Source organism: Yoonia sp. 208BN28-4 (genome assembly GCF_037543925.1).
Classification (GTDB): Bacteria; Pseudomonadota; Alphaproteobacteria; order Rhodobacterales; family Rhodobacteraceae; genus Yoonia.
In genome coordinates this window covers 373,382-387,939 of sequence record NZ_JBBIFY010000003.1, presented here as the reverse complement: position 1 = coordinate 387,939, position 14,558 = coordinate 373,382, and the positions used below count along the sequence as shown (strand labels likewise).

Below are 14,558 nucleotides of genomic sequence, written 5' to 3'. Positions count from 1 at the left end.
ACGCCCCCTTCGTTTCTTACGCTTGTTTGACGTTAGTGGGTCACGGCACCGGCCGTGTCACCGCCCTTTGAAAGCGCGGCCTTCGCGGCGGCGGCTTCTTCTGCGGCTTCGTCCCACTCAATCGGTTCCGGCTTGGCAGTCAATGCGTGCTCCAGCACTTCTGACACGTGTTCTACCGGAATGATCGTCAGGCCCGCTTTGACGTTGTCGGGAATGTCGGGCAGGTCTTTGGCGTTATCCTTGGGGATCAGAACCGTGGTGATCCCGCCCCGCAGTGCCGCCAAAAGCTTTTCCTTCAATCCGCCGATTGGCATGGCGTTACCCCGCAACGACACCTCGCCTGTCATGGCGATGTCCTTGCGCACCGGAATACCCGTCAGCACCGACACAATCGACGTCACCATGGCCAGACCGGCACTTGGTCCGTCTTTCGGCGTGGCACCATCAGGAACGTGCACGTGGATGTCGATCTTGTCGAACTTCGGCGGCTTCACTCCGATCTCGGGCGCGATAGACCGCACGTAGCTTGATGCCGCGTCGATGCTTTCCTTCATCACGTCACCCAGCTTACCGGTGGTCTTCATCCGGCCCTTGCCCGGGAGGCGCAGCGCTTCGATGTTCAAAAGCTCTCCACCCACAGACGTATATGCCAGACCCGTTACAACACCGACCTGATCGGTTTCCTCGGCCAGACCAAAGCGGTGCTTTTCGACGCCCAGATAGTCAGAAAGGTTTTCTGCTGTCACTTCAACGACATCCAGTTCCTTCTTCACGATCTTGGTCACCGCTTTACGGGCCACTTTCGCCAACTCACGCTCAAGGTTACGCACGCCCGCCTCGCGGGTGTAAACGCGCACCATCGCCGTCAGCGCATCATCGGACACGCTGAACTCTTTGTCCTTCAGGCCGTGGTTCTTCATGACCTTGGGCAGCAGGTGCTGGCGGGCGATCTCGCGCTTTTCGTCCTCGGTGTAGCCCGACAGCGAAATGATCTCCATCCGGTCCAGAAGCGGCCCCGGCATGTTGTAAGAGTTCGACGTTGTCAGGAACATCACGTTCGACAGATCATATTCCACCTCAAGGTAGTGATCGACGAATGTGCCGTTCTGTTCGGGATCAAGCACCTCAAGCATCGCTGAGGCGGGATCACCACGGAAGTCCTGACCCATCTTGTCGATCTCATCAAGCAGGATGAGCGGGTTTGTGGTTTTCGCCTTTTTCAGCGCCTGAATGATCTTACCGGGCATGGAGCCGATATAGGTCCGGCGGTGACCGCGAATTTCGCTTTCATCCCGCACACCACCCAAGGAGATGCGAATGAACTCGCGCCCCGTGGCTTTGGCAACAGACTTGCCCAGCGAGGTTTTACCCACACCCGGAGGGCCGACAAGGCACATGATCGGGCCTTTCAGCTTCTTGGAACGCTGTTGCACGGCAAGATACTCGACGATCCGCTCTTTCACCTTTTCAAGGCCATAGTGGTCGTCATCCAGCACCTTTTGCGCCGCACTAAGGTTCTTCTTGGTGCGCGACTTCACGCCCCACGGCACAGCCAGAATCCAGTCCAGATAGTTGCGCACAACTGTCGCCTCGGCGGACATAGGCGACATGTTCTTGAGCTTTTTAAGCTCTGCATCCACCTTTTCGCGGGCTTCGTCGGACAGCTTTGTCTCGGCGATCTTGGCTTCCAGTTCGGCGACCTCGTTCTGGCCGTCCTCACCATCGCCAAGTTCCTTCTGAATGGCCTTCATCTGCTCGTTCAGATAATACTCGCGCTGGGTCCGCTCCATCTGCGATTTCACGCGGGTTTTGATCTTTTTCTCAACCGACAGCACAGACATTTCGCCCTGCATCAGGCCGTAGACCTTTTCCAGACGCTCGGACACGGACAGTGTCTCAAGCAGTTCCTGCTTCTGGTTTACTTCGATGCCCAGATGCCCGGCGACCAGATCGGCCAGTTTGGCAGGCTCTGTAGTGTCGCTGACAGCGGCCATCGCCTCTTCGGGGATGTTCTTTTTGACCTTGGCATAGCGTTCGAATTCAGTAGCGACCGACCGCGTCAGCGCCTCTGTCTCTTCTTCGTTGCCCGGCATTTCGGTCAGGTATTCAGCGCCCGCTTCAAAGAAGTCTGGGTTGTCCACAAATTCGGTGATGCGCACACGGCTGCGTCCTTCGACAAGCACCTTCACGGTGCCATCGGGCAGTTTCAGCAGTTGCAGCACATTGGCCAGCACGCCGGCTTTATAGATACCGTCCTGTTTTGGATCGTCCTCTGCGGGATCAATCTGGCTGGACAGCAAAATCTGTTTGTCGTCCTTCATCACTTCTTCCAAAGCGCGGACAGACTTTTCCCGACCCACAAAAAGCGGCACGATCATGTGGGGGAAAACCACGATGTCGCGCAGCGGCAGGACGGGGTAAGATGAACTGAGACGTTCTTGCATGCTCTTTTCCTTTTTTGGCCAACAGTCCGGTCCCGCTTTGCGGCAACGCGGCCTGTTTCCTGTCATGTTTGTTATAGTTGGGCGGCGCTTTGGCTATTTCAACCAACACTGCCTTTTCTTGGCAGTAACTTTGACGAATTCACCGACCAGCCGCAAGCGCACTAATGCCGTCGTGTCGCGTAAAACAGCCCGTTTGCAGGTGTTTTTACGCACACTTTGTCTCAATTTGATTAAGCGTCGGCCCGCACCCGCGCGTTAGCGCGACAGTGTGAGGAAATGCCGCATCACCATATCGGTGCCCTCCACCGTTGCATTCCATTGCCATGTTCCCGAAATTGTCGTGTCGTCGATGAAATGCAGCCACCCGTTGATATCCATCACAACCCCGTCTTCCGACGTCATTGGCCCTGCAACCTTCAAGAGCGGGAGCTGCTTTTCATCACACGCCACATTGCCCGCCCACAGGTCGTCGATCACAGCCGAAAGCCCCGTCCCTTCGGCCAACTCAATACTGTAATCGCCACCAACCGTGTTGCGCATCACATCAAAATACAGGCTTTGGCCATTTGGAAACGTCAGCACCATCTCGCCGCCGATTTGCGAGATTTGCACGTCCTGGGCTGGCGGGGCGTCCTCGGCATCAAACCCGATCACCTGCCCACCGCCCTGCAAAATGCCTTCGCCCTGCATCGCCGACCACGTCCCGATCAGGGCGGGTTCGACCACGCTGGCGTATTGCGACGCCGCAATGTTGCAACCGTCAAGAGCAGCCGCAGAAGATGCAGCAAGGCCAAGTGCCGGCAGGGCGGATAAAAAAACAGGGCGCATAGGAAAACCTTTTAAAATGTAGCATCGTCCATTCGTTCGTCGGGTGGTCACATCTTACCCGACGATTTTGCTTAGCGTCTCAGCGTGATTTGTCGCACGCCATCCAGAAATCCGGGGGAATCGCCGGTCATCAGAAACGTCATGGCGCCGGTCATCAGATTTTCTTCCAGCACCATCAGATCAGCCTGAAACTGAAGAACGGTGCCGTCCATCGACAATGTCCCGCTCAGCTGCAGGTGCGGCGCATCTGCAAGGGTACAGCCAGCCACAGTGGCCACATCCTCGGCCGGAATGATCGAAATCGTGGGAAACGCATTGAGCTTATCAAACGCCTCGGCGATCTCCCCGTCTGTGCCTCCAATTCGGACCAGATATTCGCGGTCCGATCCTTCGGCCCAATCCGTGACCCAAAGCTCGTCGCCTTTGAGCACAAAATCAGCGGCTGCATCTGCATCGGGCGGCATCGGCATCGCATCACCCATGATGGTGAACATGCCCAGCCCGTTTTTCACGGTCCAGCTGCCGGCGATGTTCTCACGAACCTCTTGTGCCATTTGCGCGGGATCAAGACCGCAGGGGTTCCATGTGTCCTGTGCGAAAGCGGCGCTGCCTGACAAGGCGGCCGCCAGAACGAAAGCTGTGCGTGTTCCCATAAACATCATCAAATCTCCTCGTCTCGAAAATTTCGAAAACAAGCATGTCAAAAGCGGCACTTTCAGCCAAGTCAGCGATTCCACACCTTTTCAGAGGTTTGAGCAGTGCGCCGCCGGCCTATCGTGACATCTGGAAATGATATGTCGCCAACGCATCGCGGCGCTGTGATTGCGTGATGCCGATGATGTAATCGGGACTTTGCGGCCACATGATCGTCTGATCCCAGCCGTTATCCATCTCACGGTAAGAGATCATCGTCGGCATATCTTCGAACCCGCAATTGGCAAGCAGTTCCATCTCGCCGCGCAACGTGCTGGCACCCGCAAACGCCTCGTCCACCGTCACATCAAGCCCGATATCTCCCGGTGACTGCCACCGCACCTCATCCGGCACTTTGCGTGATGCAATGTATAGATCGTAACCGCCCCGCTTGCGATCCAAGCGGGCGGGCAATGTGGGGATAGTCGTTTCGTTATCATCCTTGGGGAGCAAAATGCCGTTATGCGTCACATAATTGCGCGTCATCGTGATCTGCCAGTCGTCACCGCCCAGATCACCTTCCAACCCGAGTATCCGTCCCGCAGCACCCAGATTGCAGATATCAAACGTCTCGGTTTCCCAATCGGGGAACATGAACGTGAAGATCAGGTATTCATTCGGTGTCAGGTCCGCGATCATCTCGCCCTGATCAAGCGTGCCGTCCTGCACCGCCTTTAGTTTTGCCGCCAGCGACGCCTCGACTGCGGCATATTCGTCAAAGCCAAGTTCGCGCAGATCGGGATGATCCCAGAAATCCTGCGTTGGCACGTCCTCGGCCATTGCGGGCGCGACGGCGAGGCCTGCGATCAGGCAAACGATCCCCAAGGTCTTTCGATTTCGTCCACGCGTCATGTCATGCTCCGTCATAGGATTGGGCTGGGCACTCTTATCCGCCGTCACTGGAATGGCAGGTATCCCCCGCGAAAGGGGGATCAGAGCGGTTCGATATCGCCCTGCGCACGGCCCGCATGAAAGTCGGCCTCCCAAGCCGCAAACGTGCCCGCCGCAATCGCTTCCCGCATGCCCGCCATGATATCCTGAAAATACCGCAGGTTATGCCAGGTCAGCAGCATGCCAGAGATCATTTCCTGACTGCGGAACACATGATGCAGATACGCGCGGCTATAATTTGAACAGGCCGGGCATGCGCAGTTTTCATCCAAGGGGCGCGGATCATCGGCGTGCCGCGCGTTCTTGATATTGACCACACCGCGACGGGTAAACACCTGCCCCGTGCGCCCTGACCGCGACGGCAGCACGCAGTCCATCATATCAATCCCACGCTTCACCGCGCCCACAATGTCGTCAGGCTTGCCCACACCCATCAGATAGCGCGGCTTGTCCTCAGGCAGCTGATCCGGCGCGAAATCAAGACAAGAGAACATCGCGTCCTGCCCCTCACCCACGGCCAGCCCGCCAACGGCATAGCCATCAAATCCGATATCAACCAAAGCCTTGGCACTCTCCTCGCGCAGATCCTCTTCCAAGCCACCCTGCTGAATCCCAAACAGCGCATGGCCGGGACGATCACCAAACGCCTCACGCGACCGCGCAGCCCACCGCATCGACATCTGCATACTGTCATTCAATCGCGTGCGGTCCGCAGGCAGCGCAGGACATTCGTCAAAGCACATCACAATGTCCGACCCCAGCAGCCGCTGAATTTCCATCGACGTCTCGGGGGACAGAAAATGCTTTGACCCGTCGATATGGCTTTTGAACGTCACACCCTCTTCGGTCAGCTTGCGCAGGTCCGACAGGCTCATCACCTGAAAGCCGCCGCTGTCTGTCAGGATCGGCTTGTCCCAGTTCATAAATTTATGCAGCCCGCCCAAGCGGTCGATCCGCTCTGCCGTGGGGCGCAACATCAGGTGATAGGTGTTGCCCAGCAGGATATCTGCACCCGTCGCGGCAACGCTTTCCGGCATCATCGCCTTAACCGTGGCCGCTGTGCCAACAGGCATAAATGCAGGGGTGCGAATATCACCGCGCGGCGTGGAGATCACGCCCGTCCGTGCTTTTCCGTCCTGAGCCGACTTTGTAAAACTAAATTTGGTCATGTGGTTACCGCCTGCGTCAACAGATCGGCATATGCCGTATCGGTTCGTGCCGCGCAATCCTGCCGTTGTCGGTGCACGTGCAGTGCACGCCCGGTGCACGCAAATCATACCCGTCTTTTGGCGCCCCCTTTACCCCACCGCAGCCAATTCCTATATAACTGGTCAGGAATAGCAGGATCACCGATATGAACGACGCCACGCCCCCTCTTGAAGGCACGCCGATGATTGCCCCCTCAACCACAGACCATCCCTTATACGAGGATGTCGTGCAGGCAATCCGGTCCGTCTATGATCCTGAAATTCCGGTGAATATCTACGATCTGGGCCTGATCTACACGATTGATATCAAAGACGATAATGCGGTGAACGTGATCATGACACTGACAGCGCCAGGCTGTCCGGTTGCCGGCGAAATGCCCGGTTGGGTTGCCGATGCGGTCGAACCCCTGCCCGGTGTGAAACACGTCGACGTCGAAATGGTGTTCGAACCCCAATGGGGCATGGAAATGATGTCCGACGAGGCCCGTCTGGAACTGGGCTTTATGTAGCCGCACGCCTTTGGTATAAAACCTCCAATCAGGAGTAAGACGCATGTTCGGCATCCCAGGAAAGCAAGCTGTCACCATCACCGACAAAGCCGCCGCACAAGTGGCGAAACTTATGGCCAAGGACGGCCATATGGGTCTGCGCATCGGCGTGAAAAAGGGCGGCTGCGCGGGCATGGAATACACCATGGACTACGTGACCGAGGTTGATCCGATGGACGAAGTGGTCGAACAGGATGGTGCCCGCGTGATGATCGCACCCATGGCGCAGATGTTCCTTTTCGGCACCGAGATCGACTACGAAGTCAGCCTGCTCGAAGCAGGGTTCAAGTTCCGTAATCCCAACGTGGTTGATGCCTGCGGCTGTGGCGAGTCGATCAAATTCGACGAAACCCTCGCCGCGAAGTGAGCATCACAGACGCCGATATCGCTTTCGCGAAAGAGCTTTTCGCCCCGCTCGGCGCCCTGACCCACCGCAAAATGTTTGGCGGCATCTGCCTGTATCACGCAGGTGACATCTTCGCGCTGTGCAGCAGCGACGGGCAGATCTACCTCAAGGCGCAGCCGCCGATGTCGGACCAGCTGCGCGATGATGGCAGCACACAATTTCACAACATGCCCTATTGGTCCCTGCCCGATCACGCGCTCGATGATCCCGAGGTCGCGACTGATCTGGCGCGCCAAACCATGCAAACGCTCTGAACAAAGGACACCTGCCCATGCGCCGTAAACTTGCCGCCGGAAACTGGAAAATGAACGGTCTTGGCGCAGGCCTGTCCGAAATCACAGCGCTGACCGCCGCGCATCCTGACCCGTCCGTTGACCTGCTGATCTGTCCGCCTGCCACCCTGATTGACCGCGCCGCTGCCATCGCCGCGGGTCACCCTCTGATGATCGGCGGGCAGGACTGTCACGGCAACACCAACGGTGCCCACACCGGTGACACCAGCGCCCAGATGCTAGCAGATTCCGGGGCCACGGCAGTGATCACCGGTCACTCCGAACGGCGGACGGATCACAATGAGACAGACGCACAAATCGCTGACAAATCGCAAGCGGCCTATGACGCGAACCTGATTGCGGTGATCTGCATCGGTGAGACACTGGCAGAGCGTGACAGCCACACGACACTTGACGTGATCGACACACAGCTTGCAGGCTCTGTTCCCGACACCGCCACAGCCCAGAACACAGTCATCGCCTACGAACCCGTCTGGGCCATCGGGACAGGCAAGGTCCCGACGCTGGACCAGATCGCAGAGGTCCACGCCCACATCCGCCAGCGCCTCACCGCGCGTTTTCCAGACGGCGCAGACGTCCGCATCCTTTACGGAGGCTCCGTCAAAGGCTCCAACGCCACCGAGATTTTCGCCGTTCCGGACGTCGATGGCGCGCTTGTGGGCGGTGCCAGCCTCAAAGCCGATGACTTTTCTCCCATCATCGCGGCGCTTGAATCAGCCTGAGTATCATTTTGCCCAAAATACTCCCGCCGGAGGCTCCGACACAATGAAAAGGCGCCACATCAAAACGATGCGGCGCCCCTCTTATTTCAATATCAAAAACGCGCGGAAGCGCCCCTTTGGATCAGGCTAGTTCACGATAATCTCCGGCCCCATAAAGGTCGTGGGCAGGAAGGTAGAGATCGCCGGAATATAGGTGATCATGATCAGGAACACGAAGAGCACGGCCAGGAACGGCAGCGCCGCTTTCACAACGCTCATCATCGGCATGCCTGCAACGCCTGATGTGACGAACAGGTTCAGGCCCACAGGCGGCGTGATCATCCCGATCTCCATGTTCACCACCATGATGATGCCAAGGTGAATGGGATCAATGCCAAGCTCGATGGCGATGGGGAACACCAGTGGCGCCACGATCACGATCAGGCCTGACGGCTCCATAAACTGGCCACCGATCAGCAGGATGATATTGACCACCACAAGGAACATCACAGGGCCAAGGCCCGCCGCCAGCATCGCCTCGGCGATATGCTGCGGGATCTGCTCGTCGGTCAGCACGTGTTTGAGGATAAGCGCATTGGCGATGATGAACATCAGCGTGATCGTCAGCTTCCCGCCTTCAAACAGCGTGCGCCGCGTGTCCGCATGGATCAGGCCTGTCACCAGAGCCCAAGGCTTGCGCAGCAGCGATGTCGGGCGGTTCCCCTCGCCGTTATAAAGCGGCCCCATGTCGCGGTAGATGAAGGTCGCAACGATATAGGCATAAACCGCCGCCACAGCTGCAGCTTCTGTCGGCGTGAACGCCCCGCCCTTCCAGTAAAGCCCTGCGGAGCCGATCCACGGGTGGCCATAGATACCGCCCATGATGATCACGATCAGCAAAAGCCCCCAAAGCGCATCACGGAAGCTGGCGCCGATCTCGCCCCAGCCCAGCCATTCGCCCTTGGGCATGTTTTTGATCCGCGCGATGACGTAGATCGCGATCATCAGCATGCCACCGGCCATGATGCCGGGGATCACACCAGCCAGGAACATCCGCCCCACCGACACGTCCGTGGCAGAGGCATAAACCACCATCACGATAGATGGCGGGATCAGAATGCCCAGCGTGCCTGCGTTACAGATCACACCGGCCGCGAATTCCTTGGTGTAGCCCACCTGCGTCATTGCCGCGATCACGATAGAACCGATGGCGACAACCGTCGCAGGCGATGACCCTGACAAGGCCGCAAACATCATACAGGCAAACACGCCCGCAATCGCCAGACCGCCTTGAAGGTGGCCCACGCAGGCAATCGCAAACCGGATGATACGTTTCGCCACACCACCCGTCGACATGAATGACGACGCCAGCACAAAGAACGGGATCGCCAGCAGCGTGTAGTGCCCCGCCATCGCCTGATAAAGCGACTGTGCGACAGACCCAAGCGATGTGTCAGAGAACGCGAGCAGAAAGATGATCGACGACAGGCCTAGCGACACCGCAATCGGCACACCGATCAGCAACATGCCGATGATCATCGTGAAAAGAAGGATAACGTCCATTGCGTCTAACCCTTATTCAAAGCGGCAGCTTCTTCGACCGCCTCTTCAGCTTCGTGGGATACGATCAGGCTGTCCTGCGTGCCACGCAGGATGCGAATGAACGCTTGAATGACGCGCAGAAATATCAGCGCGGTCGCAATTGGCAGGATCACATAAGGCACAACACGCGGCAGCTTGGCGTAGCGTTCATCGTAGTTGATCGCGCCTTCCAGCCAGCGCAGCCATTCCAGCATGGGGATTTGGTCCGTTTCGAAATACGACGTGCCCCGCGCGTCCCAGTTCAACCCTGTGGGGAACCAACGGCCGGTGGTGGGCGGTAGTTCGGCGAACGGCGCCCAGTAGTCCCACGCCCCTTTGAACAGCAACATTGCGTAAAACAGCGTCAGGATACCGGCGGCAACCGCCATGATCCGTTTGCCGCGCGAGGGCAGCACGTTGACCAAGGCGTCGACCCCAAGGTGCGCTGTGATCTTGAACCCGTAGGCAATGCCAAACAACACCAGCCACGCGAACAGCACCAACACGACCTCTAGCGACCAGATAATGCTTGAATTGAAGGCATAACGCAGCACGACGTTCACAAACGTCAGCAAGGTCATCAGACCAAGTGCGGTCGCGATCGCGTTTTCCTCGAAACTGTGGACGAAGCGCGCAAATCCCGTTTGCGGTTCGTACTTATACCCGGCACTCATGGCACCCTCCCCAACAGGTATATGTGACTTTGGCCCGACCGTGTGGGCCGGGCCAAAGCGATGTCAGATCAATCGCTTACAGGCTTTCGTTGATGGCCTGTGCCGCGTCGATGTTTTCCTGACCAACTTCATCAGCGAACTGTTCCCAGACGGGCTTCATGGTTTCGACCCATGCCGCACGCTGTTCGGGTGTCAGCTGGCGCACTTCGCCGCCTGCATCGATGATCGCCTGACGGGCCTCTGCGTTCACGCGTGTGGATTCAGTGTTCCGTGTCTCGGTCACTTCGGCCACGATGCTGAGCAGCTGGTCACGCACGTCGGCGTCAAGGCTGTCAAGGAAGTCCACAGAGGACACGACCATATAGTCGATGATGCCGTGGTTGGATTCGGTGATACCGTCCTGCACTTCAAAGAACTTCTGGCCATAGATGTTGGACCAAGTGTTCTCTTGCCCGTCCACAACGCCGGTTTGCAGCGCGCCGTAAACTTCGGAGAAGGCCATTGGCTGTGGCGAGGCACCCAGTGCTTCCATCTGTGCGACAAGCACTTCGGATGGCTGTACGCGGAACTTCAGACCGTTGGCGTCCGTTGGATCCATCAGCGGCACGTTGGCCGAGATTTGCTTCATGCCGTTGTGCCAGTAGGCCAGACCCTGAACGCCGCGGCGCTGCATGGCGTCGAGCATATTCTGACCGGTTTCAGAGGCTTGGAATGCGTCAACCGCTTCGATGTTGGTGAACATGAACGGCAGGTCGAACAAGCGGTAGGCTTTGGTGATCGACTCAAACAGTGACAGTGACGGTGCCGCCATCTGAACGTCACCGCGCAACATGGCTTCCAGAACCTGCTCGTCTGTATAAAGCGTGGAGTTCGGGAAAACTTCCATGCACATTGTGCCGTCCATCTCGGCGTTCACACGCTCGGCCAGCAGGGTTGCTGCGATGCCTTTGGGGTGACGGTCGGTGTTTGTGACGTGGCTGAATTTGACAACGATTTCGCCTTCGTCACAGCCGCCCGGGCCGGAGTGGCCATCTGCGAATGCGGATGTAGCAGCGATTGATGCGGCAGCGGCAAGCGCTGAGGCTTTCAAGAATTTCATAGGTCCCTCCCTGAGACATAGTTCGCGCTCTTGATGAGCTGGGCAAAGTTAAACACGGCGGCGTGATCCTCCAAAGCTGCAATATTTCGACCCGCTGGAAGTTACTACTTTTGCAATTATTAAAGTAGCTTAGGCGGCGTTCCTGTTGCGAAGAATGAACCGATCACTTCAGGTTGCGCGGATAAACGCACAGCCGTTGCCGCTAACTGTGCGGAAATCCGCACATCGGTCAGGCGCGATAATCCTCGGCCCGCAAGCCGTGTTTGGCCAACTTGTCATAGAAGGTTTTGCGCGGCAGCTTGAGGTCGACCACGATGTCAGTCACGCGCCCGTTGTGCCGCTGCATCGCGCCCACAAGCAACGCGCGTTCCATCTGCGCCATCTGCTCGGCAAGCCCCAGCCCTGCCGGATCATCGCCCTGATGCAATCCCATCACAAAGCGCATGGCGGTGTTCATCAGCGCACGCGCATTGCCCGGCCAGTCTTGCGCCATTAGCCGTGCAGTCACATCAGGCGTAATATCGGGCATTGGCAAATTGGCCTGCTCGCAGGCCTGCGCCACATAGTCACGAAACAGAACCGGTATATCCTCCGGCCGCTCTCGCAAGGCAGGGATACGGACGCGCAACAGATCAAGCCGATAGAACAAGTCGCCGTGAAACGCGCCGTTCTGCACGGCATCCTCGATCGGGCGGGTCGTCGCCGCAATCACACGCGCCCCGCCACCCGTTTCAAGACGTTCCAACAGCGCGAACTGCCCTTCGGCGGGCATGGCCGACACTTCGTCGATGTAAAGCGTGCCGTTTGCAGCAGCGTCCAGCGCCTCGGCCACAGCGGCGCTGCCCAATGATGCGCCAGCGCGCTTCACGAACGGATGCGGGGCTGCCGCTGACAACAAATGGATCACTTCGGCAATCTTGGACGTGCCAGAGCCCTGATCGCCTGTCAGAAGCACCTCTCCGCCGACACGCGCCACACTGCGCACCTTGTCGCGCAGCGCCGTGGATTTGGCCGATTGTCCAAAGATCATCCGCTCTGCGGCATCCCCGCTATCAAGCGCGATTTTGCGGCGGCGATTATCAAGCACCTGTGCGCGGGCCGCTAATGCCCGTTCAATGACCGACAGGAAATCCTTTGGCGCGCATGGTTTTTCCAGAAAATCAAACGCGCCTGCCGCCATGGCGCGAACTGCCATTGGCACATCCGCCTCGCCCGTCAGCAAGATCACCGGCAATTCGGGATCAATCTGCCGAACGTGATCTAGCAGAAAAAAGCCGTCACGCCCGGGCATCCGCACATCGGTGACGACAACGCCGTCAAAGTCCCGCCTGATCTGATCCTTTGCAGCGACAAACGATCCCGCAAGCCGCGGTGTCAGGTCTGCCAACATCAGCGTTTGCTCAAGGGCCGCGCGAATTTCAGGCTCATCCTCGACCAAAAGGACCGTCTTTGTCATGCCACCTGCCCTTGCATCGCATCCGCCCTCTCAAGCGTGACTGTAAATTCAGCGCCACCGCCTGCGCAGTTCTGGCCGCGGATCATGCCCCCGAAACTTTGCACCAATCCATAAGAAATCGACAGGCCAAGCCCCATGCCATCCCCGACCTGCTTGGTCGAATAAAATGGATCGAAAATCTTCTCGGGCTCGGTAATGCCGGGCCCTGTATCCGTGACAACGATCATGGCTTGTTCCGCCGTCCGGTCTACCCGCACGGTGACCTGCCGCGTGGTCAGACCCTCCATCGCGTCCATCGCGTTTGACAGAAGATTAACCACCACCTGCCCCAGCCGCACCTCGCCCGCGATAACATGCAACGGGTCGGCGGGCGGCTCCCAAATGATACGGGTACGGGTCTGTTCAGCCTTGGGGGCGACGGTCTCAACCGCGCCGTCGATGATGGAAATCACTTCGACATTGCGGATCGGGGCGCTTTCGTGCCGTGCAAAGGCACGCAGATTCTGGATGATCCGCGCCATGCGGCGGGCAAGTTGCGAGATCCGGCCAAGGTTTTCACCGGCTACATCCGCCCTGTCCCGCTGTAAGAACCCCTGCGCGTTTTCGGCATATGACTGGATTGCCATGAGCGGTTGGTTCAATTCGTGGCTGATACCGGCTGACATATGACCAAGCGCGCTAAGCTTGCCCGCCTGCACCAGATCGGCCTGCAATTGCTTGAGCTGCTCTTCTGCCGCTGTCCGTTCCGTGACCTCGTGCTGCAAATCGGCGTTCACCTGTTCCAGCGCCGCTGTGCGCTGCGCCACACGTTTTTCCAAGGCCGCGTTGGCTTGCGTGAGCGCACGGCGCCGCGCGGTGGCTGACAATAGCAGCGCCACAAAAGCCAGACATAGCGCGGCTGCTACAGCAACCTGCAACAGGGCCATGCGCCGCGCAGGCGCAACGTCGAGCAAAATTTCACCCGTCATCTCGATCACCGGCAGATCAAGCGTCAGATGCAGCGCCCGTTCGGGCAGATAGCGCCCGCCATCGACGCGCCATAGATCATGCCCGCGCACGTCGCGGGCCGTGTGATCAACAAATGGCCGTTCGCCACCAGTCCTTTGCCGAAAGACTAGCTCTGACCTATTAGAGACAAAAATCACGCCGTCCGTATCGGTGAAAAACACCGCAGGGCGGTCCCCGCGCCAAGACGCCTCTAACGCCTCGATATCAGCCACCACAATTAGCGCACCCGCAACCGGGCCCGCATCCGAAAACACCGGAGCGGCAAACTGAAAGGCCCGCCGCCCATAGATGCCGCTGAAGACGTGATCAGCCCCCATCGCACCGTCAAGCGCACGCTGGAAATACTCGGCCACCGCGAGATCAGGCAGTGCATCGGGATAACTCGCCGCAAGGATCGTCCCGTCCCGCGCGGCCAGAATGATATCATACGCGCCCGACTTGTCCGCGACCCGCCGCAGCAGGGTTTGCACCTCCGCATCTGGCACACCGCGTTCAAGCGCCGGAAGAACGACCGGATGATCCGCTGTCAGAACAGCCAATGCGCGATACTGCTCCAACTCGCTGGTCAGACTATCAGCGGCCAGCGCAAGATCTGACCGGCCCCGCCGTTCCAAGCCATCAAGTGCCGCGCCGTATCCCACCCACCAGACCACACCGGCAAAGCAACCGATAACGGTCAGACAGGCCGCTCCGATTGTTCCGTTGCGCAAAATCTGCTGTGTCATGTC

The 14,558-nt window shown here is 58.3% G+C and carries 14 protein-coding genes; 4 read left to right on the top strand and 10 right to left on the bottom strand.

Annotation, left to right across the window (positions count from 1 at the left end):
- Window positions 1–32: 32 nt before the first annotated feature.
- From lon to tgt, 5 genes are all read right to left on the bottom strand, one after another.
- Window positions 33–2,444, bottom strand: a complete 2,412-nt coding sequence (gene lon, locus V8J84_RS12005; RefSeq protein WP_339931430.1) for an endopeptidase La — start codon at window positions 2,442–2,444, stop codon at window positions 33–35.
- Window positions 2,445–2,699: 255 nt separating this feature from the next.
- On the bottom strand, window positions 2,700–3,272 hold the full coding sequence (locus V8J84_RS12000; protein ID WP_339931428.1) for a hypothetical protein: 573 nt from the start codon (window positions 3,270–3,272) through the stop codon (window positions 2,700–2,702).
- A gap of 71 nt (window positions 3,273–3,343) precedes the next feature.
- Entirely contained in the window at window positions 3,344–3,925 is a 582-nt protein-coding gene (locus V8J84_RS11995; protein ID WP_339931426.1) for a hypothetical protein, read from the bottom strand.
- 118 nt (window positions 3,926–4,043) lie between these two features.
- Window positions 4,044–4,817, bottom strand: coding sequence for a hypothetical protein (locus tag V8J84_RS11990; RefSeq protein ID WP_339931424.1), 774 nt, complete (start codon window positions 4,815–4,817; stop codon window positions 4,044–4,046).
- A gap of 80 nt (window positions 4,818–4,897) precedes the next feature.
- On the bottom strand, window positions 4,898–6,025 hold the full coding sequence (tgt, locus tag V8J84_RS11985) for a tRNA guanosine(34) transglycosylase Tgt (RefSeq protein WP_339931422.1): 1,128 nt from the start codon (window positions 6,023–6,025) through the stop codon (window positions 4,898–4,900).
- 185 nt (window positions 6,026–6,210) lie between these two features.
- On the opposite strand from tgt, the gene V8J84_RS11980 reads away from it, so the two are divergent.
- The 4 genes from V8J84_RS11980 to tpiA are packed head-to-tail and all read left to right on the top strand — an operon-like array spanning window position 6,211 to window position 8,033.
- Window positions 6,211–6,573: an SUF system Fe-S cluster assembly protein gene (locus tag V8J84_RS11980; RefSeq protein WP_339931420.1), complete on the top strand. Its 363-nt coding sequence runs from the start codon at window positions 6,211–6,213 to the stop codon at window positions 6,571–6,573.
- Between the two features lie 43 nt (window positions 6,574–6,616).
- Window positions 6,617–6,979 carry a HesB/IscA family protein gene (locus tag V8J84_RS11975; protein WP_339931418.1) on the top strand — a complete coding sequence of 121 codons (363 nt, stop codon included), beginning with the start codon at window positions 6,617–6,619 and terminating at the stop codon, window positions 6,977–6,979.
- Window positions 6,976–7,272, top strand: a complete 297-nt coding sequence (locus V8J84_RS11970) for a TfoX/Sxy family protein (RefSeq protein ID WP_339931416.1) — start codon at window positions 6,976–6,978, stop codon at window positions 7,270–7,272. Before V8J84_RS11975 ends, V8J84_RS11970 begins: the two co-directional genes overlap by 4 nt.
- A gap of 17 nt (window positions 7,273–7,289) precedes the next feature.
- Entirely contained in the window at window positions 7,290–8,033 is a 744-nt protein-coding gene (gene tpiA / locus V8J84_RS11965; RefSeq protein ID WP_339931414.1) for a triose-phosphate isomerase, read from the top strand.
- A 126-nt stretch (window positions 8,034–8,159) separates the two neighbouring features.
- On the opposite strand, the gene V8J84_RS11960 is transcribed toward tpiA, so the two are convergent.
- The 5 genes from V8J84_RS11960 to V8J84_RS11940 all read right to left on the bottom strand — a co-directional run bounded on the left by V8J84_RS11960 (window position 8,160) and on the right by V8J84_RS11940 (window position 14,555).
- On the bottom strand, window positions 8,160–9,575 hold the full coding sequence (locus tag V8J84_RS11960) for a TRAP transporter large permease (RefSeq protein WP_339931412.1): 1,416 nt from the start codon (window positions 9,573–9,575) through the stop codon (window positions 8,160–8,162).
- A gap of 5 nt (window positions 9,576–9,580) precedes the next feature.
- Complete coding sequence (locus V8J84_RS11955; protein WP_339931410.1) at window positions 9,581–10,267, bottom strand: TRAP transporter small permease; 687 nt, start codon at window positions 10,265–10,267, stop codon at window positions 9,581–9,583.
- A 76-nt stretch (window positions 10,268–10,343) separates the two neighbouring features.
- Window positions 10,344–11,366, bottom strand: a complete 1,023-nt coding sequence (locus V8J84_RS11950) for a DctP family TRAP transporter solute-binding subunit (RefSeq protein WP_339931408.1) — start codon at window positions 11,364–11,366, stop codon at window positions 10,344–10,346.
- A gap of 229 nt (window positions 11,367–11,595) precedes the next feature.
- The gene (locus V8J84_RS11945; RefSeq protein WP_339931406.1) at window positions 11,596–12,822 is read right to left on the bottom strand and encodes a sigma-54-dependent transcriptional regulator; all 1,227 of its coding nucleotides are present in this window, start codon (window positions 12,820–12,822) and stop codon (window positions 11,596–11,598) included.
- Complete coding sequence (locus V8J84_RS11940) at window positions 12,819–14,555, bottom strand: sensor histidine kinase (protein ID WP_339931404.1); 1,737 nt, start codon at window positions 14,553–14,555, stop codon at window positions 12,819–12,821. The genes V8J84_RS11945 and V8J84_RS11940 overlap by 4 nt, the downstream gene beginning before the upstream one ends.
- Window positions 14,556–14,558: the final 3 nt, after the last annotated feature.

Excerpts from the sequence above, each read along its gene's own strand:
- tpiA (WP_339931414.1), top strand. The coding sequence starts at position 7,290 with ATGCGCCGTAAACTTGCCGCCGGAAACTGGAAAATGAACGGTCTTGGC.
- lon (WP_339931430.1), bottom strand. The coding sequence starts at position 2,444 with ATGCAAGAACGTCTCAGTTCATCTTACCCCGTCCTGCCGCTGCGCGAC.
- V8J84_RS11975 (WP_339931418.1), top strand. The coding sequence starts at position 6,617 with ATGTTCGGCATCCCAGGAAAGCAAGCTGTCACCATCACCGACAAAGCC.
- V8J84_RS11950 (WP_339931408.1), bottom strand. The coding sequence starts at position 11,366 with ATGAAATTCTTGAAAGCCTCAGCGCTTGCCGCTGCCGCATCAATCGCT.
- V8J84_RS12000 (WP_339931428.1), bottom strand. The coding sequence starts at position 3,272 with ATGCGCCCTGTTTTTTTATCCGCCCTGCCGGCACTTGGCCTTGCTGCA.
- tgt (WP_339931422.1), bottom strand. The coding sequence starts at position 6,025 with ATGACCAAATTTAGTTTTACAAAGTCGGCTCAGGACGGAAAAGCACGG.
- V8J84_RS11995 (WP_339931426.1), bottom strand. The coding sequence starts at position 3,925 with ATGGGAACACGCACAGCTTTCGTTCTGGCGGCCGCCTTGTCAGGCAGC.
- V8J84_RS11945 (WP_339931406.1), bottom strand. The coding sequence starts at position 12,822 with ATGACAAAGACGGTCCTTTTGGTCGAGGATGAGCCTGAAATTCGCGCG.
- V8J84_RS11990 (WP_339931424.1), bottom strand. The coding sequence starts at position 4,817 with ATGACGCGTGGACGAAATCGAAAGACCTTGGGGATCGTTTGCCTGATC.
- V8J84_RS11940 (WP_339931404.1), bottom strand. The coding sequence starts at position 14,555 with ATGACACAGCAGATTTTGCGCAACGGAACAATCGGAGCGGCCTGTCTG.
- V8J84_RS11955 (WP_339931410.1), bottom strand. The coding sequence starts at position 10,267 with ATGAGTGCCGGGTATAAGTACGAACCGCAAACGGGATTTGCGCGCTTC.
- V8J84_RS11980 (WP_339931420.1), top strand. The coding sequence starts at position 6,211 with ATGAACGACGCCACGCCCCCTCTTGAAGGCACGCCGATGATTGCCCCC.
- V8J84_RS11960 (WP_339931412.1), bottom strand. The coding sequence starts at position 9,575 with ATGGACGTTATCCTTCTTTTCACGATGATCATCGGCATGTTGCTGATC.